The sequence below is a fragment of the Acidovorax sp. DMC1 genome, from assembly GCF_056314325.1.
Genome location: NZ_JBQUYO010000002.1, coordinates 592,255 through 612,361, shown reverse-complemented (window position 1 = coordinate 612,361; position 20,107 = coordinate 592,255). Strand labels below are relative to the sequence as shown.

The 20,107-nt window shown below is 57.2% G+C and carries 17 protein-coding genes and 1 tRNA gene; 6 read left to right on the top strand and 12 right to left on the bottom strand.

The features are described from left to right. The first annotated feature begins 24 nt into the window (after window positions 1-24). Both ACT531_RS07285 and ACT531_RS07280 read left to right on the top strand, forming a co-directional pair. Window positions 25-393 carry a TM2 domain-containing protein gene (locus ACT531_RS07285; RefSeq protein ID WP_476016971.1) on the top strand — a complete coding sequence of 123 codons (369 nt, stop codon included), beginning with the start codon at window positions 25-27 and terminating at the stop codon, window positions 391-393. Window positions 394-417: 24 nt separating this feature from the next. Continuing rightward, window positions 418-741 carry a zinc ribbon domain-containing protein gene (locus tag ACT531_RS07280; protein WP_476016970.1) on the top strand — a complete coding sequence of 108 codons (324 nt, stop codon included), beginning with the start codon at window positions 418-420 and terminating at the stop codon, window positions 739-741. A gap of 261 nt (window positions 742-1,002) precedes the next feature. Here ACT531_RS07280 and ACT531_RS07275 read toward each other — a convergent pair whose 3' ends face one another. The 3 genes from ACT531_RS07275 to ACT531_RS07265 form a co-directional block, all read right to left on the bottom strand. Beyond that, the gene (locus tag ACT531_RS07275; RefSeq protein WP_476016969.1) at window positions 1,003-1,992 is read right to left on the bottom strand and encodes an ADP-ribosylglycohydrolase family protein; all 990 of its coding nucleotides are present in this window, start codon (window positions 1,990-1,992) and stop codon (window positions 1,003-1,005) included. Window positions 1,993-2,355: 363 nt separating this feature from the next. Further along, on the bottom strand, window positions 2,356-2,928 hold the full coding sequence (locus ACT531_RS07270) for a hypothetical protein (RefSeq protein WP_476016968.1): 573 nt from the start codon (window positions 2,926-2,928) through the stop codon (window positions 2,356-2,358). Then, window positions 2,921-3,868 carry a metallophosphoesterase gene (locus ACT531_RS07265; RefSeq protein WP_476016967.1) on the bottom strand — a complete coding sequence of 316 codons (948 nt, stop codon included), beginning with the start codon at window positions 3,866-3,868 and terminating at the stop codon, window positions 2,921-2,923. Before ACT531_RS07265 ends, ACT531_RS07270 begins: the two co-directional genes overlap by 8 nt. A gap of 61 nt (window positions 3,869-3,929) precedes the next feature. On the opposite strand from ACT531_RS07265, the gene ACT531_RS07260 reads away from it, so the two are divergent. Next, window positions 3,930-4,592, top strand: coding sequence for an NUDIX hydrolase (locus tag ACT531_RS07260; protein WP_476016966.1), 663 nt, complete (start codon window positions 3,930-3,932; stop codon window positions 4,590-4,592). Between the two features lie 131 nt (window positions 4,593-4,723). Here the strand turns inward: ACT531_RS07260 and ACT531_RS07255 are convergent, their stop codons facing one another. The 4 genes from ACT531_RS07255 to ACT531_RS07240 are packed head-to-tail and all read right to left on the bottom strand — an operon-like array spanning window position 4,724 to window position 11,808. Further along, window positions 4,724-7,864 carry a type I restriction endonuclease subunit R gene (locus ACT531_RS07255; protein ID WP_476016965.1) on the bottom strand — a complete coding sequence of 1,047 codons (3,141 nt, stop codon included), beginning with the start codon at window positions 7,862-7,864 and terminating at the stop codon, window positions 4,724-4,726. A 28-nt stretch (window positions 7,865-7,892) separates the two neighbouring features. After that, window positions 7,893-8,759: a GIY-YIG nuclease family protein gene (locus ACT531_RS07250; RefSeq protein ID WP_476016964.1), complete on the bottom strand. Its 867-nt coding sequence runs from the start codon at window positions 8,757-8,759 to the stop codon at window positions 7,893-7,895. After that, window positions 8,756-10,066: a restriction endonuclease subunit S gene (locus ACT531_RS07245; protein WP_476016963.1), complete on the bottom strand. Its 1,311-nt coding sequence runs from the start codon at window positions 10,064-10,066 to the stop codon at window positions 8,756-8,758. The genes ACT531_RS07250 and ACT531_RS07245 overlap by 4 nt, the downstream gene beginning before the upstream one ends. Further along, on the bottom strand, window positions 10,063-11,808 hold the full coding sequence (locus ACT531_RS07240) for a type I restriction-modification system subunit M (protein WP_476016962.1): 1,746 nt from the start codon (window positions 11,806-11,808) through the stop codon (window positions 10,063-10,065). Before ACT531_RS07240 ends, ACT531_RS07245 begins: the two co-directional genes overlap by 4 nt. Before the next feature lie 299 nt (window positions 11,809-12,107). Here ACT531_RS07240 and ACT531_RS07235 point away from each other — a divergent pair, with 299 nt between their 5' ends. Further along, window positions 12,108-12,704, top strand: coding sequence for a YagK/YfjJ domain-containing protein (locus ACT531_RS07235; RefSeq protein ID WP_476016961.1), 597 nt, complete (start codon window positions 12,108-12,110; stop codon window positions 12,702-12,704). Between the two features lie 377 nt (window positions 12,705-13,081). On the opposite strand, the gene ACT531_RS07230 is transcribed toward ACT531_RS07235, so the two are convergent. The 5 genes from ACT531_RS07230 to ACT531_RS07210 form a co-directional block, all read right to left on the bottom strand. After that, entirely contained in the window at window positions 13,082-14,503 is a 1,422-nt protein-coding gene (locus tag ACT531_RS07230) for a YfjI family protein (protein WP_024001668.1), read from the bottom strand. Further along, window positions 14,500-14,730 carry a helix-turn-helix transcriptional regulator gene (locus ACT531_RS07225; RefSeq protein ID WP_476016960.1) on the bottom strand — a complete coding sequence of 77 codons (231 nt, stop codon included), beginning with the start codon at window positions 14,728-14,730 and terminating at the stop codon, window positions 14,500-14,502. Before ACT531_RS07225 ends, ACT531_RS07230 begins: the two co-directional genes overlap by 4 nt. 523 nt (window positions 14,731-15,253) lie before the next feature. After that, a tRNA-Ser gene (locus ACT531_RS07220) sits at window positions 15,254-15,343 on the bottom strand. A gap of 85 nt (window positions 15,344-15,428) precedes the next feature. Further along, window positions 15,429-16,346, bottom strand: a complete 918-nt coding sequence (locus tag ACT531_RS07215; RefSeq protein WP_309824820.1) for an SPFH domain-containing protein — start codon at window positions 16,344-16,346, stop codon at window positions 15,429-15,431. Window positions 16,347-16,387: 41 nt separating this feature from the next. Further along, window positions 16,388-16,813 carry an NfeD family protein gene (locus ACT531_RS07210; RefSeq protein WP_209820281.1) on the bottom strand — a complete coding sequence of 142 codons (426 nt, stop codon included), beginning with the start codon at window positions 16,811-16,813 and terminating at the stop codon, window positions 16,388-16,390. A 146-nt stretch (window positions 16,814-16,959) separates the two neighbouring features. Here ACT531_RS07210 and ACT531_RS07205 point away from each other — a divergent pair, with 146 nt between their 5' ends. Continuing rightward, window positions 16,960-19,326, top strand: coding sequence for an Orn/Lys/Arg family decarboxylase (locus ACT531_RS07205; RefSeq protein WP_476016959.1), 2,367 nt, complete (start codon window positions 16,960-16,962; stop codon window positions 19,324-19,326). A 179-nt stretch (window positions 19,327-19,505) separates the two neighbouring features. Continuing rightward, window positions 19,506-20,066: a fasciclin domain-containing protein gene (locus ACT531_RS07200; protein ID WP_291447279.1), complete on the top strand. Its 561-nt coding sequence runs from the start codon at window positions 19,506-19,508 to the stop codon at window positions 20,064-20,066. The last annotated feature ends 41 nt before the right edge of the window (window positions 20,067-20,107 follow it).

Below are 20,107 nucleotides of genomic sequence, written 5' to 3'. Positions count from 1 at the left end.
CAGTCAACAACGGAGAGAACGATCGTGGAATATCAACCTACCGAGCGCCAAACCATGATGTTCTGTCATGGCTGTGCCAAGCAGCTACACGTTTCCGCCGTGGCATGCCCTAGCTGTGGCGCCACCCAGCGCAAGAGCGCCGCTGTCCTCAACGGCGAGTCCGAAAAAAGCAAGGTGACTGCCGGAGTTCTAGCGCTGCTGCTGGGCGGGCTTGGCATCCACAAGTTCTACACCGGCGCCTGGGGCTGGGGCATCGTCTACATCCTGTTTTGTTGGACCTACGTCCCCTCGATAGTGGCGCTGGTGGAGGGAGTCCGGTATCTGGTGCTTTCCAAGGACGAGTTCGCACGCAGGGCTGTCGACATGAGGGGCCCGTTCGCTTGGCTATGGTGATTGGAACAGAAGGAGAGAATGGACATGAAACCAGAACGTTTTTTGCCCTTGGCCCTGCTGCCCGGCACCGCCCACGCGGGTGGTGGTGGCGGTGCGATTCTCGGGGTGATCATTTTTCTACCGTTGATAGTCTGGATGTTTATCAAGATCTGGAGCTTCTGGTTCCGTCTGATCTTCGGTGGTCGCAAAGACCTCAATACGCATCAGGCACCGTCGCCTTATCCAGGTCGTACGGTCATGCAAGCTGACGTGGGATCGGAGTTGAAGATCTGTCCGTATTGCGCGGAGCCTATCCAGTCCAGGGCGATCAAATGCAAGCACTGCGGGAGTGACCTCAAGGACCAATGAGGAGAAGCAACTTGATGAATGCGAGAAATGAAATTTTTTGCGGCGAGTGGAAATTGACACTCTAGGACGTTGCAGCAGCCCTCTAGAGTAGTCGTCTGAGCCTTCGGGCTGTGAGCGACATATTCCGAGGATGTAGCGACCACTCGGTACGTCGGGTACTCGATGACAGGTGTTGGTGATGGCAGTCGTTCATGCCCCGGACTGTGGGTAACCCATATGAGCCTTGAGTCACCGATGACACGCGAGCAGTCCAAGACCAACTCAAGGGAACTCAGGTGCCACATTCAGAGTTCTGTGGGCTAGTTCCAAGACATCCTGTGTGCTTAGCCAGGCTGGGCGTGGGTGGCCCTTTGCAGTGTCACAACGGAGCAATGCATCGATCATCTGTCCGGGAATACCAGTGACGCCAACTCGTGCACCTACAAGTCCCCCGACTATGCAGGCATTCGTATCTGTGTCCCCTCCATACCCTAAGACACTTTGCAGTGCGTCGATATACGGAGTGCCGAGCAGCATGTGATGAAAAGCGTGGATAAAGGCGATACGCGCAAACCCCATGCTGGGTTGTCCGTCTGGCAATTTGCCAATGGCCGCATCTTCAAGCCATCCATGCACTTCCTCCGAGTCGTCTCTTGGGGCAAGTGCAAGCGCCCATCGCGCCTGCTCAAACGCACCCTCAGTGTCGTTGAGATGGAGTAGCAAATGCCGAATGGCAACAACGTAGGCAGCGCAGGCCCACAAACAGCTAGGATTTGGATGAGTGAGGCGTGCATCGTCGCAGGCGGCTTTCACCGCATCTTCCTGTGACACTCCTGTAGACCAGATGCCCAGCGCACTGGCTCTCATGAGGGCTCCATTCGCCTTGGAGCCCATGTTGTACATCGCCGCTCTTCTGCAAACGGCGTCGGCTACGGCCTCTCCGACCTCGATCGGTCCTCCGAGTGCTGCTGAGGTAGCTTGACCCATGTCGAAGGGCTTGCTAGCGACCCATGCACGATAGTTGGCCGCGACCTTCTCGCGTGGAAATTGCAAAGAACCTACGAGAGAACGGGCGAGCGCGAGAGTCATTTCTCCATCGTCTGTGATTTGGCCTGGAGCCAGCCCGAAGACTCCCCCGCCTTTCATCGCCAGCGCTTCTGCCACATCGGCCTGCGTCGGTTTTCTTCCGAGGAACTCCAAGCGAGATCCCGCTGCGTCGCCGACCAAAGCGCCGAGTAAGCATCCTTGAGCCAAGTTGTGAATGGAACTCATACTTTCCAGCCTAAGGAAAACTGCCCCAGCTGCGTACGGGCATCGACATCAAAAGGTGGCGTGTCTGGTGCATCTTCAGCCATCCACCGACGTAGTTCTTGAGTGACGAAGTCCGCAAACACTGCCATCGAGTCCCGATCGTTAGGAATGGATTCGCCTGTCAGCCCCAGAGCCCGAAAACTCCACACACAGCCCATCCAAGTGACTCGCAGCCACACCGCTCCATCCTTTCCACGCCAGAAGTCTGCGAGGGAAGAACTGGACCCAGATAAGCCGCCTGGAATCGTGAAGCCCACTCCAGGCACCGCGCAGCGTCTCATACCCTTTGCGGAAAACGCAGGCAGGCCTGTCACCCTGAAGGCGCTAGTTGGACTCAAGGCTAGTCCATTTCTTGCCAAAGAGTTCCTTGCTGTCCGTTACCAATGGGCCGAACTCGTGGGTCTCACGATTGAGAATGCGGTAGCCTGTCTCTGCCTTTTTCTTTGTATTCCATTGGTACAGCAGCACCTTGCCAATCTGATAGCGATCAGCCACTCGTTCCATGCGTGCGATGTCCTCAGCTGACGGTGTCTTTGCAGCGCCACCCTTGACCTGAATGAGCATGATGTCCAAGAGATCGAGATGCTTGAGATCGGCGTCCTCAGGTTCTTCTGAAAGATCCCAACGCTTTCTGATGGCCAGAATGTCCACGATGCCTGCTGATTCACGACCATTCGGCCCTGGAAAGTCGATCCATTGCCACCGGCCGCCATGCTTGCGTGATTCACGGATCAAGTGGGCTTTGGCCAATGCTGTAGCCTTCTTTGCCGTGTCGATGGCACCTGTTGCTGCTTCCTGCCATTTCTTGGCCGAATCAGTTCCATCGATTGAATTACCCTTTGGTAGCGCATCGACGTGAGGGGCAACCTCCGTTGGCATATTGATCTTTTTACTCATCTTGGCCTTCCGCAACGAAGAAATTCTTGGTGCTCAGTTCAGACTCTCCATCCCAACGGTAAGCGACTAGTGGACCACCTTTACCCGCGCTGTAATCCACACACGCGATCTTGCTGCCCTGAAGCACAGGCTTGCCCTGCAGCCAGTAGTGGCCAATGAAAACCGGTTTGTGCTGGTCATAGATGGGTCTGCTCTGCGGGGGTACGGTTACATCTGGTAGTGCCATGCGCGCCTCGTCCGGCATGAGCGCCAAATCCCGATAACTGTGGCGACTCTCGTCCCACCAGCGAATGCGAACATTGCGCCGTTCGTGTCCGTCCTTGTCCAGAAACGCGTGTCCGTTAGGGAGCGCGACTTCCAAACCCTTGGTCAAACCCTCAACTGCTTCAAATACCGCGTCGCCCTGACGGCTCGCCCGGACCATCAATTCCGTGGTCAGTGTTTGCGAGGGCCCCAGTAGGGGTTTGAGTTCCGAGATGTAGCCGTCGTGCCAACAAGCATGAATCACTCGCAATTCGGGCAGGTCCAGCCAGAGCGGCAAGGTGAGGAACCATTCGATGATTTCATCGTGTAGCCGCGTCCCTTCAACCTCCGCCAGGAAATGCTGGTGCTGTTGACGGTTCTTGGCCCCGGTTTCACCGTGGCGAGGACGCAGAAAGTACCCTTGTGCAGCACTTGCTGGGTCTGCGGTGTGCCACGCAATCGCATTGAACTCGTGATTCCCGAGGATCGCCAGAGCATTTTGAGACTCCACCATGGAGCGCACGATCCTGTAGGTGTCCACCTGCCGAGGACCTCTGTCGATGTAGTCGCCCACAAAGATGGCTTTGCGATGGGGGTGCTGAAATGCACCGGCTTTAAGCCGATACCCCATCCCCTCCAAGAGGGCCTCTAATTTGCTCGCCTGGCCATGTACGTCACCGATGATGTCGTAGCCCATAAGACCCCCTCTTAGTTGCATAATGCCACTATTTTGCATGTGTTAGTGGTGATTTGCAACTATGGTCAAGAATCGCGAACTGTTCCCACTCGTCAGCGTTGATATCGCGTTGTTTAGCGTGGTCGATGAGCGCCTCAAAGTGTTGCTGGTGAAACGGGCCCAAGAGCCCGAAGTAGGGCAGTGGGCGTTGCCTGGTGGCGTCCTCAAACCTCATCTGGACAACTCGCTGGAAGCGACAGCTCGCAGAGTGCTTGCTGACAAGGTCGCCATCGACTTGCAGCACCTGCAGGAGGTAAAGACCTACAGCGGTCCGGACCGAGACCCTCGAGGGTGGTCTATCGCCGTCTTGTTCTATGCCTTACTGCCATTGGACAAGACAGATGCCGTTGTCCGCAATAAAGTAGAAGCCGTGGATTGGGTGGATGTGGTGTCTCCCAGGCGCCGCCTGGCCTTTGACCATGCGGAACAACTGGAGGTAGCGGTTCAGAAGCTACGTGCCAAAGTGGCCGCCGATGTACTACCCCTGCACCTGCTGCCCGAACACTTCACGTTGTCGCAGTTGCAGAAGGTGGTCGAGATCATTGTGGGTCATCCCCTGGACAAGAGTTCCTTCCGACGACGCCTGAAGTCATCGGAGGACATCATTGAGACCGACGAGTTTGTGCGTGGCGCACAACGTCCTGCGCAAGCCTTCAGGGCCAGGCAGGATTTCTCTTTCGAATAAGGAGGGGTTGCTGCGCTGGTTCAATGGTCATACCTACGACAGCGTAAGCATTCGCCCAGAGCTGAGGCAAACACATTTGCGATTTTTTCTGCTTCTACATGACCCGTTCTTCATCAGCGGTAGGGCAGGGACTACGCACCACGCTCCCTCAACGCTTCATACAACCCCGCAGGCCCCAGCAAAACATCCCTGAGCCCCGTTCGCACACGGTCTGACCCCAGTGCCTGTTTGCTCATGCTTCCGTGGGCTGCCAGTGCATCCATGATGGCGTTCATGATCTCGCTGGCCAGGTCGGGTGAGTTCGCAAACTGTTCCTTGGTGTTGTTCATGGCCTGCTGGTGCAGCAGGTCAGATTCGAGCAACTTGCCCTTGAGGACGTTGTTCACATAGACGAGCTTGTCGTCGTCCGTGAGTTCACCCTCGAACAGATCATTCACCTTGGACAGGATTTCAGAGAGCTTCACCTTCAGGGGCTCCTGCACCTCCCCACCGCCTGTGTCCGTCAGCGGCTTGAGCTTCGTATCGGTATCGCTTTCCTCATCCAGCGGGAGATCGCGCTTGCCAAGCTCTTTGAGCTTGTGGTGGGTGAGGAGGACTTTGGAAAGGTCAACTCCTTCGCGCTCGCGGCCGAAGTCCAGCAGGGGCAGCAGGCGTTTGAAGAAGATGGCCCGCTTCTCTATGGCGGTGTTGCCATAGTCAAACATTTGGCTGAGGAACGCGTATACGCGCACGAAGGTTCCGAGGTCACGCTTGAACAGCGTCAGGGCGTTGAGCTCATCTTTGGCTGCCTTGGCCTCTACACTGCCGGGTTTCTTGGACTCTTCAGTGACGAAAGTCTGGTGTGCTGCCTTGTACCGCTTGAGCAGTCTGTCCGCCACAGGCTCGATGGCTGCGACCAACATCGATTGCGACGCGTTAGGGTTGAGCTCCACGACAGCCACGCGGTCCACCTCATATTCATCGTAGTGCCCACTGCCATCCAGTTTGGCGCGCAGGTCGTAGATCAAATGGGGGTCCGTGACGCCCGCCAATTCGGCTGTTTCGTAGTACGTCTGAAAAGCGGCAAGGACTTCATCGGGGTCGTTGACGAAGTCGAGGATGTAGGTCGTATCTTTGAGCCCATGGGGGCCGTTGTAGGCGCGATTCAACCTGCTCAACGTTTGTACGGCTTGGATACCCGCCAAACGCTTGTCCACGTACATGCCGCACAGCAGCGGCTGGTCGAACCCTGTCTGGAATTTGTTCGCGACAAGCAAGATCTGGTATTCGTCTGTGGCGAAGGCATCGCGGATATCCCGCCCCTTGAGATTGGGGTTGAGTTTGGCACTGATTTCGGTGACAGGATCGGGCGAGCACTCCGGGTCGTTGACCTCTCCAGAGAAGGCAACCAACGAGTCGAGTTTGTAGCCGTAGTCGTTGATGTACTTGTCTATCGCCAGCTTCCAGCGGACAGCTTCAACGCGGCTGCCTACCACCACCATCGCTTTGGCATTTCCATTCAGGAGTGGATGGACGTTTTCACGAAAATGCTCCACCACAACCGCCACCTTCTGGCTGACGTTGTAGGGGTGAAGCCGCACCCAGCGCATGAGGCCTTTCATGGCCTCATTGCGCTCTACGGATTTTTCATCCCACTCTTGACCATTGTGGGCAAGCTTGAAAGCCAGCTTGTAGGGGGTGTAGTTCTTGAGGACATCCAGGATGAAACCCTCTTCGATGGCCTGGCGCATCGAATAGACGTGAAACGCAGCAGGTAGATTCCCTGGGCCAGCGGGTTGGTCCGGATTCGGTCTGCGTCCAAACAACTCCAGGGTCTTCGCCTTGGGTGTTGCGGTGAAGGCCACATAGGTGATGCCTGCATCCTGCCCAGCTCGCGCCGCCATCTGGATCGCCAGCAGGTCTTCCGTACTGACTTCGCCACCATCAGCCAGCTCCTTGAGCTCCTCAGAGCTCAGGAGCTGTTTGAGCTTGGACGCCGCCTCGCCAGTCTGGCTGCTGTGCGCTTCATCGGCTATGACGGCAAAGCGCTTGCCCTGGGTCGCGGCCAGTTCCTGCACCGCCTTGAGGGCAAACGGGAAGGTCTGGATGGTGCAGACCACAATCTTCTTGCCACCAGACAGGGCGGCAGCCAGTTCGCCGCTTTTGCTGGCGCTCTCTCCCTTGATGGTGGCGACCACACCAGCCGTCCGCTCAAAATCAAAGATGGCCTCTTGCAACTGGGCGTCGAGTACGTTGCGGTCACTCACTACCAGTACCGTGCTGAACACCTTGTTGTTCTGGGCGTCGTGCAGATCCGCCAGGAAATGGGCTGTCCATGCGATGGAATTGGTCTTGCCCGAGCCCGCGCTATGCTGGATCAGGTACTTCTGGCCAGAACCTTCCGCGATCACGGCCCGAACCAATGCCCGTGTCGCATCGAGTTGGTGGAAGCGTGGGAACAGAATGGCTTTGATCTTTTTCTTGGTATCCCGTTGGGTCACAAGGTAGCGCCCCAGAATCTCCAGCCAACTGTCTCGCTGCCACACCTGCTCCCATAAGTACGCCGTGCGGTGACCCTGGGGGTTAGCCGGATTGCCCGCACCACCTCGGTCTCCCAGGTTGAAGGGCAGGAAATAGGTGGCAGGCCCTTGCAGCTTGGTTGTCATCATCACCGTGCGGTTGCTCACCGCAAAGTGCACCAATGCGCCACGAGGGAAGTCCAGCAAAGGTTCTGTGGTGTTCTTGCCTTTGGGCTTGGGAAGGCGGTCAAAGCGGTACTGATCTACTGCCGCATTGATGTCCTGCGTGAAATCGGTTTTAAGCTCCGCTGTGGCGACAGGAATACCGTTCAGGAACAGCACCAGGTCAATGATGTCGTCGTGGTTGGTGCGGCACTGCCGCACCACGCGAAGACGGTTGGCTGCGTAGCGGGACTGCAAATCAGGGTTCATCGCCAGCGCGGGCCTGAACTGGGCGAGCTTCAAGGGAACCTTGAGACCCAGCATATCGATACCCACCCGCAGCACTTCCAGGGTGCCGCGCTCGTCCAACGCCTTGCGCAGGCGGTCAAGCAGCATGGCCTCAGCAGAGCCGCCATGGGCGTTGAAAAGAGCATCCCAAGCAGCGGGCTGTGTGGCTTGAGTCCAAGACAGCAAGTCGGCTGGGAAGAGGGCGCGAGGGGTGTCGTAGCCATTGGCATCGCCTTCGCTGCCTGGTGCTCCATACAACCAGCCATTGGCGGCCAAGTGATTGCAAATGTCGAGCTCGAACTGAATTTCGTTGTGCAGTGCCATCCCTTACCCTCTGCCGCTTTCGTTGTTATCAGGTGCCTATTGCTTGGCGCTTCAGGGCGTCCAAGGTTTTTCCGTCTTTGTCCTTCCAGACGTTCCAGCCATTGGCCGTCGTACCGAGTAGGGCCACCGCCGCCATGCTGGGAGATCGAAACAGGTGGTTCTTCGTGAAGACCACCGCATCGCCGTTCACACTGAGCGTGCCGTTGGCCACCAGCTTGTCCCTAAAGCTCGCGTTGCTCGTGCCTGCGATGGACTGCATGTTCTCCTTGCGTCCCACCGATCCTGCCAAGACTACGAATCCCTCTTGCGTGTACAGGCCACGGCCATCCACTCCACTGACCGTACAAAAGAGATAGTCTTGCGGTGGCGTATCTTGAGGCGCCCCTGCGACAGGGTCAAACATTGGATGACCCAGGGTTGCCAACAGGGTCCGGGCCGTCTCAAAGACTTCAAGGCAATCGGCTTCCATGGGAGCGGGGGTGTGCGGGCGCGATCCCCCGTTTCCATTGAGATCCGTGTACCGCTTCACTTTCCGAATGGCCTGCAGGCTGCACCATTCCAGAAACAGGCCGTGTGTTTGGGTGAGGGATTTGGTGCGTGAGATGAGTACCAAAGCGCGTTCCCAGAACGGTTTGTCCAGATCGTGCTTGGCAAGGCGCTTGCGCAGATCGCCTGTCTGGCCCACGTACACATTCAACTCGGTCCCGTCGTCCGACTCGCCCACGAGGAAATAGACCGCGACTTCATCGCTCTCTGGCATCTCCAAGAAGTCCGAGAGCAGCTTTCGAGGTACGTCGATAACCTGGACGATGCGTGTGGTGATTTCTGCAACTCGGATGCCTGTGGGGCTGCCGCCTGGGAGGAAGATCTGGATGGTCTTGGGTGTGGTGCTCATGCGGCTTCTGGGGAGGTAATACCACGCACGTCGATCTGGCCGGTGACGGCCGCGGAGATCAGGGCGGTGCGGCGTTCCTGAAGAAGAGTGATAGCGGTGCGGGCTTCGGACAGCAACGAATCGAGTTTTTTCGATTCCATCTGGATATAGAAGCCTATGCTTGCCCGTTCCTCCTCGGTTGGCGGAGCTGCGATCACGAGATTCATCAACGCTTCGATGGTCAGTTTGGGCTGCGCCGAGCCAGTTATAACGGGGGCCAACTCGAGCGCTTCAATGCGCTCTGCCCAGAATCGCACGTTCGTATCAATGGGCTTCAGAACGTGCGCGTGGTTATTGACCCAGTACCTACCAGTCGCTATGAAGGCAATCGGGGTCGCACGACTCAGCAAATTTGCGCCGTCCTCAGAAACAAGTACGAGGTCTTCCTCGAATATGTAGGCGTCAATGCTGTCGATCACACCCGAAGCGCCATAGTACGGGAAGTCTCCTTGCCGAACGCTTCGTTCTTCAGCACTCAGCGGCACCCGCCGACCGTCAAGGCTGGAAAAAAACCGCTTTATTGCACCAACCTCCCAATGCTCCGGCACCTCCCTCAACCACTCCACGCCCGAGTCCTTCATCGGCACGTTCGGGTCCAGCCCCTTGGTCACGGCGTGGGAGATGACGGCCTGGCGCTTTTCCTGCAGCAGGGCGATCAGCTTTTCCTGCTCGGCCACCAGCGCGTCGATTTTGGAGGTTTCACGATCGAGGAAGGTGGCGATGGCGGTTTGTTCGCTATATGACGGTCGCGGAATGACGAAGCAGCGAAATTGATCCTGACCGAGGTTCTGCATGCTGGAGCTTGTCCCCGCACAAGCCATCTCCACTTGCGCACGATATGCCGGAGTGTGAGTCCAGTGATGCACGAAGTTGGGATCCGCGCCATCGAAGTGGACTTGCCAAAGTCGGTCCGGCAGGAAGAGATTTTCATGACTGACGTGGACAACCCCCGCAGCACCAACAAGGTCTGGAGTGTTCATCCGACTCACGACGAGTGTGCCCGCCGTGACGGGACACGCAACGCGGTCATATTCATCAGGAATGACAGCCTTGTTTTCGTCGGCGTCAAAGTGCCCGTGATAGACGCAACTGGTTTTGAGAACGCCAAGCTCGCCGTCACCTGCTGGCGTATCGATCGCGTTCACGCTGGTTCCTGATTCGATACGCGTGATCACCTGCTTCAAGGGAACCAAGTCCCAATGCACTGGCACCGTCCCCAGCCACTCCACCCCACTGTCCTTGTACTCCGGGTATCGAGGAAAGCTCATGCCGACAGCCCCTTGATCATGTCCAGGATGCGGTCGGTGGTCTGCTTCAGTTCTGCATCAATCTCGACCAGCGGGCGCGGCGGCTTGAAGACGTAGAAGTGCCGGTTGAACGGGATTTCGTAGCCCACCTTGGTCTTGTCGGGGTCGATCCAGGCGTCGGGCGCGTGGGGCAGCACCTCGCGCTTGAAGTATTCGCCCACGTCTTCGGTGTAGGGCACGTTTTCGGTGTCGCGCAGGCTGGCGTCGGGCTGGGGCTTGCCCTTTTGCTTGCCCTTCTGGCCCAGCACGATCTGGCCGTTTTCATCGCGCAGAGGGCGTTCGACGGTGATGCTGTGGTAGCCAAAGGCTTCGTTGTCGAAGATGCGGCTGATGGGGGTGCCGTCGTCGTCCTGCGCCTCGGCAAAGCCGCCAAACAGGCGGGTGATGCGCTCGATGTGGGCGTCGCTCAGTTCCTTGCGCTTGGAGCCCAGGCTTTTGCGCATCTTCTGCCACATGCCGCTGGCGTCAATCAGCTGCACCTTGCCCTTGCGCGCCTCGGGCTTGCGGTTGCTGATGATCCAGACATAGGTGCTGATGCCGGTGTTGTAGAACATGTCGGTGGGCAGGCCGACGATAGCCTCGCACAGGTCGTTTTCCAGCACGTAGCGGCGGATTTCGGATTCTCCCGAGCCCGCACCACCGGTGAAAAGCGGCGAGCCGTTGAGCACGATGCCAAAGCGGCTGCCGCCTTCTGCAGCCGGACGCATCTTGCTGAGTAGGTGCAGCAAAAACAGCATGGAGCCATCAGACACGCGGGGCAGGCCGGGGCCGAAGCGGCCGTTGTAGCCCTGTTGCTCGTGCTCTTTGCGCACTTCTTTTTCGACCTTCTTCCACTCCACGCCAAATGGCGGGTTGGAGAGCATGTAGTCGAACTTCTTGTGCGCGTGGCCGTCGTCGCTGAGGGTGTTGCCAAAGGCGATGTTGGCCACGTCCTGGCCCTTGATCAGCATGTCGGCCTTGCAGATGGCGTAGGACTCAGGGTTGAGCTCCTGGCCAAACACTGTCAGGCGTGCCTGCGGGTTGTGCTCGGCCAGGTATTCGCCCGCCACGCTGAGCATGCCGCCGGTACCAGCAGTAGGGTCGTAGATTGTGCGCACCACGCCGGGTTTGCTCAGGATGTCGTCGTCCTCTATGAAGATGAGGTTGACCATAAGCCGGATGACCTCGCGCGGGGTGAAGTGCTCCCCGGCGGTCTCGTTGCTGATTTCCGCAAACTTGCGGATCAGCTCTTCGAACACCAGGCCCATCTGCATGTTGCTGACGGCCTCGGGGTGTAGGTCGATCTGGGTGAACTTCTCGGTGACCTGGTAGAGCAGCCCGGCCTTGGCCAACCGCTCAACCTGAGCCTGAAATTCGAAGCGCTCGAACACATCACGCACAGCGGGCGAAAAGCCTTGCACGTACGTGAACAGGTTGTGGGCAATGTTGTCGGGATCCCCCAACAACTTGGGTAGGTCCAGCGGGCTCTGGTTATAGAAGCTCTGCTTTGACTTGCGCAACAGGAAGGGCTCGGGATTGAGGCCCTGTGCCTCCTTTTCTGCCAGCTCCGACAAGACGGCTGCCTTGGTGGGCTCCAGCACGCAGTCGAGGCGCCTCAAAACGGTGAACGGAAGGATGACTTTCCCGTAGTCGGACTGTTTGTAGTCTCCACGGAGGAGGTCGGCGACCGACCAGATGAAGGCGGAGAGGGATTGTTGGTTCATGCGCTCAGGAAACTGACATTTGCTTACTGGGTGCAGTATGCCAGCCACCGATGGGTTCCCTTGAGTGTGCAGACCTGATCAGGAGCAAAGGCGCTGGATTTTTAACTTCTATTTTTGCATAACTTCGTATATGTGAATAAATATAAATACGGATTTTCGCCTGTGTTGATTTGCGATGTGTTCTGATTTTACCCACTGCTGCGCCAGTGGTTGATATAGGTTATTAATACAATGGGATAATTAATTGATGATTGGTCTCTTTATGTGCGTGGTTATGATTTGTTTTATTTGGGGGTGGTATGCTGCGTGAGTCGGAATTGAATGGAAGAATCATGGGGAGTTTGATAAATTACTGCTACGGGCTCCATAAGGTTTATTCAAAGTTGTTGGTTGTCAGGGTGGATCTTGGCTATAGCAAGGAGTATGCTAGAACGTGTCCTTTAGCGGAAATAAAAAAAGATATTAAGCACATGCTGGATAACCGTAGAGGCAATCGTTCATTGTTCGAACATATGGTTGGTTACTTTATTAAATATGAGTTCGCCGAAGAGAAGGGGTCGCACGTTCATGCTCTGTTTTTTTATGATGGTCAAAAAGTGCGCAAAGATGAACATTATGGTGATCAAATTGGCCGTTACTGGAGGGAAAAAATAACTGCTGGAAATGGTGTTTTTCACAATTGCAACTATGACAAGGATCGCTATAAACAATGCGGAATTGGAATGATTGACCATTCCGACATTGCTAAGCGAAAAATCCTAATTGACAGAGTTATTTCATACATGCTCAAAGAAGAGCAAAGCATTGACAGTATCAAGCAATCGAGTCGAGATCGGGCGGTTACTAAAGCCGTTCTCCCTCGCCACAAGAGCAGTGCTGGGCGACCACGGAACTAGCCGTCTGAGTTTGAGCGCTTCGATGCGCTCCAAGAGCGTTTGGCATTCGCGTGGGCTCCAAGGTCACAAGGCGACTGAGTCCTGTAGGGAACGCCTGGAAGTTGCTTTTTTCGCTAGTTTCAGCGGAAATTAGCGGTGATAGCGAAGTTGAAGAGCGTAGTTTTGCGATGTCTCCGGTCTGGTCTACAAGCGTACGGGGAGACTGGAGATCATGAATCGGCTCTATTGAAAAGAGCAAACTGGGGCAACGGTCTGTTCCTTAACTACAAACCGTTGGAGCGGAGAGTGCTTTCAATGTGGTTGGAAGTCTTTTTTCCAAGAAGAAAAGGCAACCCCAGATGCTCTGAGGCTACCTCTTCAATTTCTAAAAAATCGCTTTAGTACCGGTTTGAATCGTAGTATTGTGGTACCGCAATGGTTGTATTTGCATAGACTACGGTCTTCTTGTTCATCTTCAAGATTGTGATTCGAAGGGATGAGGCTAAAATATCAAGTAGTAAGTCCAGCTTTGCCTTGTCGCGAAAGCGATTTGGTCCATATTGCAAGATATAAGCTTTCGGTATGCAACTCCATTGTTTGTTATTTTGAGTTGTTTGTATCCAATCTTCAAGATCGGTCAGATCTCGCTGCTGCTCTGTAACGGGATTGTATTTTCCGAAGATGTTTACATACTGCTCGCCATAGAAGCTGATTAAGTTGATGGCGCATTGTAAAGTTTCACTACAAATCTCGTCGCTATCCTCGATGAGAAACGCGTGAAAGATGGCCGCGATCCTTGCGATGTTTTCCGCAGCTTTGGATGCAAAATCTCTTGCTGCAAAGTACACACCGCCAGGTTGCATGCTGGCTTCATAGGAGTTCGCAATCCCATTCCAGTTGGCTTGGGCCTGTGGTGAAAACCTCAACAACCGCGACTCACTTCTCTCCAGCAGTGTTTTGCATCGGTCATAGAACCAATTGAGTTTGGTGTAATCGCCCTGGGATCCACTCTCGAATCTTTGGCCCTGAGTTGAGTATGGCCAGCACACCAGCACACGCGCAAAGAAACCGTTGCCGAGAGCTTGCTCGCCCTGTTTGGCTAGAAATCTCTGAAACACAACAGGCTGCGCTTGCAGTAGGCAGGTCAGGCTGGAGTCGTGTAGCACAAAGCTCCCGCTCGTCTTGCGATCTACCGACCAATCTGAGCCGCTCCACAGTGCATTCAAGGCCCCCAATTGCCTTGACATAGGGCCGTCGCAAAACTGAGCAAACTCGTCGTGCACCATTACTGCACTGTTTCCTCGCTCATGCAGCCCTTCCAGCAGTGCTTCGATAGTGGTGTCCGAGTAGATCAGTTTGAGCGCCAAACTAGGCTGAGGCTCAGCTTCGAGGGCCACCCGAAGCTGCTTTTCGATCTCATCGATCGACTCCTCTTTACGAACAGCCCGCTTCATGGCGTCACGCAGCGCGTCCACCTTTTCGCGCCAGAGCGCATGCTCAACCCTGTGTGCCGCGACGCTGTGCGTGGCCTCTTCACTCCAGAGGCGCTGGATCTCCGTGAGAGCTTTGAAAAGCAGCTTCTGTACCGCGCTTTTTCGCTCACCTGAGTCACAGATGGCAATCAGGTACACGCCCACAGGTCCATCCAGTCCTGACTTGCGTTGAACCCGACATCTGCGCTGAACAGTGGCGGCCAATGCGCATATCAATATGCTGATGATCAGCTCACGCGGAGCCTGTGTGATTCTTGCGATCTCATCGACAAGTTGCTCAAGTTCTGGCGGCAGAACATTCGGCCATGGTTGTGCTGGGACGTTCATTGTTCAGCCCTCCCGGTTGGTTGTGGACCGGCTTGACGGCTCTCCAGCCAAGCTTCAATTTCGTGCAAAAAATGTCCGACAGCTCTGCTAGAAAGCTGCACTTTTTTGGGGAATGTCGGATCGAAGCGGCGTGATCGCGGGTTCTGCAAATCTGACAGCGTTGCATTCCCGAGACCTGTGACCATCCTCAAATGTGGTCGGCGGATAATTTCCTTCTTGGACTGCATTTGGCAATCTCCCATTTGTTTCAGCGAAAAAAACCCTCACGCAATGTGTGGCGCATTACAGTGCGTAAACGAGGGGCTTTAGACCTACCAGCGTTGTGCGCAGTGACATCGTGCAGAGCGATGCCAAGGGAATTTCTTACGTTGATCAGGTGGGAGTACGCCGCCTGAAGAAGCCTGAAGGCTTTGAGGTACGCCGCCGAAGCGGGTTTGTAGATGTTGGCGGAACTAGGTCACGCCTGAGATGCTGACGACACGGACTTAAGACGTCTCGTGTGCTCCAGTGTAGCGCGGATTGACTCGGATGCGCAAATCAAAATTTTAGGCAGTCCATCGTGTTCGCCGTGCGGTGAGGGGCTGAAGGTCCCACGGACCGGGCCAAGCACCTCGTAGAAATTTGATGGATCGCGGCATTTGGAATGCCAAGGATGGCCGAAAGGTGCCTGTAGCATCCAAGACAAAAAGGTCTACCAAATGGCATACAAAACAAAAAAGCGCCCCGAGAGGCGCTTGTTTGCTTGCTTACTGGCGGAGAGGGCGGGATTCGAACCCGCGGTGGGGATTAGCCCACACACGCTTTCCAGGCGTGCGACTTAAACCGCTCATCCACCTCTCCGAAGCCCTCGATTATAGCCACAGGATTGAGGGCATTCCGGTCAGAGGTCGGTATCGCCTGAAAATTTCCGCTGACCGATGCGCCGTCAGCCTGCCTTTTGGGATGTCTGCACCATCTTCATGGCCGAGCCGATCAGCGCTGACACCTCGGTCATGTTGCTGGGTACGATGAGGGTGGTGGTGGCTTCCGACGCGACCTGGCTGTAGGCATCCACGGCTCTTTCGGCCACCTTGAGTTGCACGGCCTGTTCGCCGCCGGGCTGGCGGATGGCGGCTGCCACGCGTTCGATGGCCTGGGCGTTGGCTTCGGCCACGGCCTTGATGGATTCGGCCTCGCCCTGGGCCTTGTTGATGACCGCCTGTTTTTCGCCCTCGGAGCGGGCAATGAAGGCCTCACGCTCGCCCGTGGCGATGTTGATCTGCTCCTGGCGGCGGCCTTCAGATGCGGCGATCAGTGCGCGCTTTTCACGCTCCGCTGTGATCTGGGCCTGCATGGCGTGCAGGATTTCCTTGGGTGGGGTGAGGTCCTTGATCTCGTAGCGCAGCACCTTCACGCCCCAGTTCAGGGCAGCTTCGTCGATGGCCTGCACCACCTGCGCGTTGATGATGTCGCGCTCCTCAAAGGTTTTGTCCAGCTCCAGCTTGCCGATGACCGAGCGCAGCGAGGTCTGCGCCAGCTGGGTCACAGCCATGATGTAGTTGCTCGACCCGTAGCTGGCGCGCATCGGGTCGGTGACCTGAAAGTACAGGATGCCGTCCACCTGCAGCTGCGTGTTGTCGCGCGTGATGCAGACCTGGCTGGGCACATCGAGCGGGATTTCCTTCAGGCTGTGCTTGTAGGCGACCTTGTCCACGAAGGGGATCAGAAAGTTCAGGCCCGGGGTCAGTGTGCCCGCGTATTTGCCCAGGCGTTCCTTGACCCAGGCGTTTTGTTGGGGCACGACCTTGACCGAGCGGGCGATGAAGATCACGGCAATGATCAGGAGGACGATGGCAATTTCCATGAGAAGCCTTTCTTGGGGGTTCGGTGAAGGATCTGCGGTGCTTACAGCGGGTCCACCAGCAGGCGGTTGCCCACCAGTTCGGCGACCCGGTGCATGCCGGTCGAGGGTGTGACCCCGGGGCGGTGGATGGCCGTCCATTGGGCGCCCCGGTACTTCACGGTGGTGGTGCCGTCGGGGCTCCAGCTCTCGATGAGGATGGTTTCACCCACATCCATGTTCACACTGCGGTCCGCGCGTGCCGACGGGGCGCCAGGTCGCTTTTTGCGCACCAGGTAGCAGGCCACGACAGCCCCGCCGCCCACAATAGCGGCCGACACTATCTGCAGCGCGGATGCCAGGCCCAGATGGGCGGCCAGGGCGGCGGCGACCAGCCCCAGGGCCACCATCAGCAAATAGAACGTGCCGGTCAGCAGCTCTGCCACGACCACGGCCCCCGCTGCCAGCCACCAGATGGTGGATGCCTCCATGTCGAACCTCCTCGTGTGGTTGTGTTTGTTGCACCACATTCTGGGTCAAAAGAATGGCAGTTCAAAGGCACGTCAACGTTATTCCTTACACTTCGCGCCTATTTCGTTTTTTGGCCGGGCAGGCCACGGCTCCCTGGAGGCTGCGCATGAAGTTTCGCTTTCCTATCATCATCATCGATGAAGACTACCGTTCCGAGAACACTTCGGGGCTTGGCATTCGTGCGCTCGCGCAGGCCATCGAGGCCGAGGGCTTCGAAGTAGTTGGTGTCACCAGCTATGGCGATCTGTCGCAGTTTGCCCAGCAGCAAAGCCGGGCCAGCGCTTTCATTCTGTCCATCGACGATGAAGAGTTCACGGTGGGCGAGGGGCTGGACCCCATCGTGCTGAGCCTGCGCAACTTCATTGGGGAAGTGCGCCGCAAGAACGCCGATGTGCCTATTTACGTGCATGGTGAGACCAAGACCAGCCGCCACCTGCCCAATGACATCCTGCGCGAGCTGCATGGCTTCATTCACATGTTCGAGGACACCCCCGAATTTGTGGCGCGCCACATCATTCGCGAAGCCAAGAGCTACCTCGAAAGCGTGCAGCCGCCGTTCTTCAAGGCGCTGCTGGACTACGCCGAGGACGGCTCGTACAGCTGGCACTGCCCCGGCCACTCGGGCGGCGTAGCTTTCTTGAAAAGCCCTGTGGGTCAGATGTACCACCAGTTCTATGGCGAAAACATGCTGCGCGCCGACGTGTGCAACGCGGTGGAAGAACTGGGCCAGCTGCTGGACCACAACGGCGCGATTGGGGAATCGGAGCGCAATGCCGCGCGCATCTTCAATGCCGACCACTGCTTCTTCGTGACCAACGGCACGTCCACGTCCAACAAGATGGTGTGGCACCACACCGTGGCCCCCGGCGATGTGGTGGTGGTGGACCGCAACTGCCACAAGTCCATCCTGCACAGCATCATCATGACCGGCGCCATCCCGGTGTTCATGAAGCCCACGCGCAACCATTTCGGCATCATCGGGCCCATCCCCCAAAGCGAGTTCGAGCCCAAGGCCATTGAGGCCAAGATCAAGGCCAACCCCTTGCTCAAGGGCGTGGACGCCAAGAAGGTCAAGCCACGCGTGCTGACCCTCACGCAATCGACCTATGACGGTGTTCTGTACAACACCGAGACCATCAAGGGCATGCTCGACGGCTATGTGGACAACCTGCACTTCGACGAGGCCTGGCTGCCGCACGCGGCGTTCCACCCGTTCTATGGCAGCTACCACGCCATGGGCAAGAAGCGCACGCGGCCCAAGCATTCGGTGACGTACGCCACGCAGTCCATCCACAAGCTGCTGGCCGGCATCAGCCAGGCATCGCATGTGCTGGTGCAGGACTCGCAGACCACCAAGCTCGACCGCCACCTGTTCAACGAGGCGTACCTGATGCACACCAGCACCAGCCCTCAGTACAGCATCATCGCCAGCTGCGATGTGGCCGCCGCCATGATGGAGCCGCCCGGTGGCACCGCGCTGGTAGAAGAAAGCATCCTGGAGGCGCTGGACTTCCGCCGCGCCATGCGCCAGGTGGAGGAGGAGTTCGGCAAGAACGACTGGTGGTTCAAGGTCTGGGGTCCTGAAAAGCTCACCGACGAGGGCATCGGCCGTGCAGAAGACTGGATCATCCGCAGCGACAGCAAGAGCAAGAAGGGCAGCAAGTGGCACGGATTCGGCCAGCTCGCCGACGGCTTCAACATGCTGGACCCGATCAAGTCCACCATCGTCACGCCTGGCCTGAGTCTGGACGGCAAGTTCGACAAGACCGGTATCCCTGCGTCCATCGTGACCAAGTACCTCGCCGAGCACGGCGTGGTGGTGGAGAAGACGGGCCTGTACAGCTTCTTCATCATGTTCACCATCGGCATCACCAAGGGCCGCTGGAACACGCTGCTGACGGCGCTGCAGCAGTTCAAGGACGACTACGAGAAGAACCAGCCCATGTGGCGCATCCTTCCCGAGTTCTGCCAGCAGCACAAGCGCTACGAGCGCATGGGCCTCAAGGACCTGTGCCAGCACGTACATGAGATGTACGCCAAGTACGACATTGCACGCCTGACCACCGAGATGTACCTGTCGGACCTCACGCCCGCCATGAAGCCCTCGGATGCCTACGCGCACATCGCACACCGCACGACCGAGCGCGTGGAGATCGACCACCTGGAAGGCCGCATCACTGTGGGCCTGGTCACGCCGTACCCGCCGGGCATTCCGCTGCTGATTCCGGGCGAAGTGTTCAACAAGAAGATCGTGGATTACCTCAAGTTTGCGCGGGAATTCGCCAAGCTGTGCCCCGGCTTTGAGACCGACATCCACGGTCTGGTGGAAGTGGAAGACGAGAACGGCCAGGTGCGCTATTACGCCGACTGCGTGGCAGAACAAGGCAAGCCCGGCAAGAACCCCAAGCCTCTGGCAACTGCCAAGAACCTGGTGCAGGCGGGCGACGACGGCCCGTACGGACGCAACGTGTAAGCGCTCGTCTTCGCGCTGGTGCTTGGGTGCGCCAGCCCCTCAAAAATCGCTCCCCCGGCTTGGCTGGTGGAGCGATTTTTTTATGCGCTTGAATCCGTTGTGGTGTTGAGGTCGTATTGACTATCAGCCGCGTGATTCTCATGCGGTGACTGTCTTCACAAACCACTCAGGAGATCTTCATGACCCTTCGATTCAACGCCCGCCTTGCCACAATCGCTCTGACGGCTGCCATGGCAGCTGCCGCTGTGCCTGCCATGGCGCAGGTCATGGTGGGCGGCGCGCCCATGCTGGCCAGCAAGGACATCATCGACAACGCCGTGAACTCCAAGGACCACACCACCCTGGTGGCTGCGGTCAAGGCGGCTGGCCTGGTGGAGACGCTCAAGGGCCCTGGCCCGTTCACGGTGTTTGCGCCCACCAATGCGGCATTTGCCGCGCTGCCCGCCGGCACGGTGGACACGCTGCTCAAGCCCGAGAGCAAGCCCACATTGACCAAGGTGCTCACCTACCACGTGGTTGCAGGCAAGTACGACGCTGCAGCGCTATCGAAGATGATTGCCGATGGCAAAGGCATGGCCAGCCTCAAGACGGTGGCGGGCGGAACACTCACCGCCAAGGCCAGCGGCAATGCCGTCATGGTGACGGACGAAAAGGGCGGTACGGCGACGGTGACGATTGCCGACGTGTACCAGTCCAACGGTGTGATCCACGTGGTGGACAAGGTGTTGTTGCCCAACTGATTGCGCAACGGATGGGGGCGAGGCGGCATGCGCTGCCGCGC

Excerpts from the sequence above, each read along its gene's own strand:
- ACT531_RS07280 (WP_476016970.1), top strand. The coding sequence starts at position 418 with ATGAAACCAGAACGTTTTTTGCCCTTGGCCCTGCTGCCCGGCACCGCC.
- ACT531_RS07275 (WP_476016969.1), bottom strand. The coding sequence starts at position 1,992 with ATGAGTTCCATTCACAACTTGGCTCAAGGATGCTTACTCGGCGCTTTG.
- ACT531_RS07270 (WP_476016968.1), bottom strand. The coding sequence starts at position 2,928 with ATGAGTAAAAAGATCAATATGCCAACGGAGGTTGCCCCTCACGTCGAT.
- ACT531_RS07265 (WP_476016967.1), bottom strand. The coding sequence starts at position 3,868 with ATGGGCTACGACATCATCGGTGACGTACATGGCCAGGCGAGCAAATTA.
- ACT531_RS07260 (WP_476016966.1), top strand. The coding sequence starts at position 3,930 with ATGGTCAAGAATCGCGAACTGTTCCCACTCGTCAGCGTTGATATCGCG.
- ACT531_RS07255 (WP_476016965.1), bottom strand. The coding sequence starts at position 7,864 with ATGGCACTGCACAACGAAATTCAGTTCGAGCTCGACATTTGCAATCAC.
- ACT531_RS07250 (WP_476016964.1), bottom strand. The coding sequence starts at position 8,759 with ATGAGCACCACACCCAAGACCATCCAGATCTTCCTCCCAGGCGGCAGC.
- ACT531_RS07245 (WP_476016963.1), bottom strand. The coding sequence starts at position 10,066 with ATGAGCTTTCCTCGATACCCGGAGTACAAGGACAGTGGGGTGGAGTGG.
- ACT531_RS07240 (WP_476016962.1), bottom strand. The coding sequence starts at position 11,808 with ATGAACCAACAATCCCTCTCCGCCTTCATCTGGTCGGTCGCCGACCTC.
- ACT531_RS07235 (WP_476016961.1), top strand. The coding sequence starts at position 12,108 with ATGCTGCGTGAGTCGGAATTGAATGGAAGAATCATGGGGAGTTTGATA.
- ACT531_RS07230 (WP_024001668.1), bottom strand. The coding sequence starts at position 14,503 with ATGAACGTCCCAGCACAACCATGGCCGAATGTTCTGCCGCCAGAACTT.
- ACT531_RS07225 (WP_476016960.1), bottom strand. The coding sequence starts at position 14,730 with ATGCAGTCCAAGAAGGAAATTATCCGCCGACCACATTTGAGGATGGTC.
- ACT531_RS07215 (WP_309824820.1), bottom strand. The coding sequence starts at position 16,346 with ATGGAAATTGCCATCGTCCTCCTGATCATTGCCGTGATCTTCATCGCC.
- ACT531_RS07210 (WP_209820281.1), bottom strand. The coding sequence starts at position 16,813 with ATGGAGGCATCCACCATCTGGTGGCTGGCAGCGGGGGCCGTGGTCGTG.
- ACT531_RS07205 (WP_476016959.1), top strand. The coding sequence starts at position 16,960 with ATGAAGTTTCGCTTTCCTATCATCATCATCGATGAAGACTACCGTTCC.
- ACT531_RS07200 (WP_291447279.1), top strand. The coding sequence starts at position 19,506 with ATGACCCTTCGATTCAACGCCCGCCTTGCCACAATCGCTCTGACGGCT.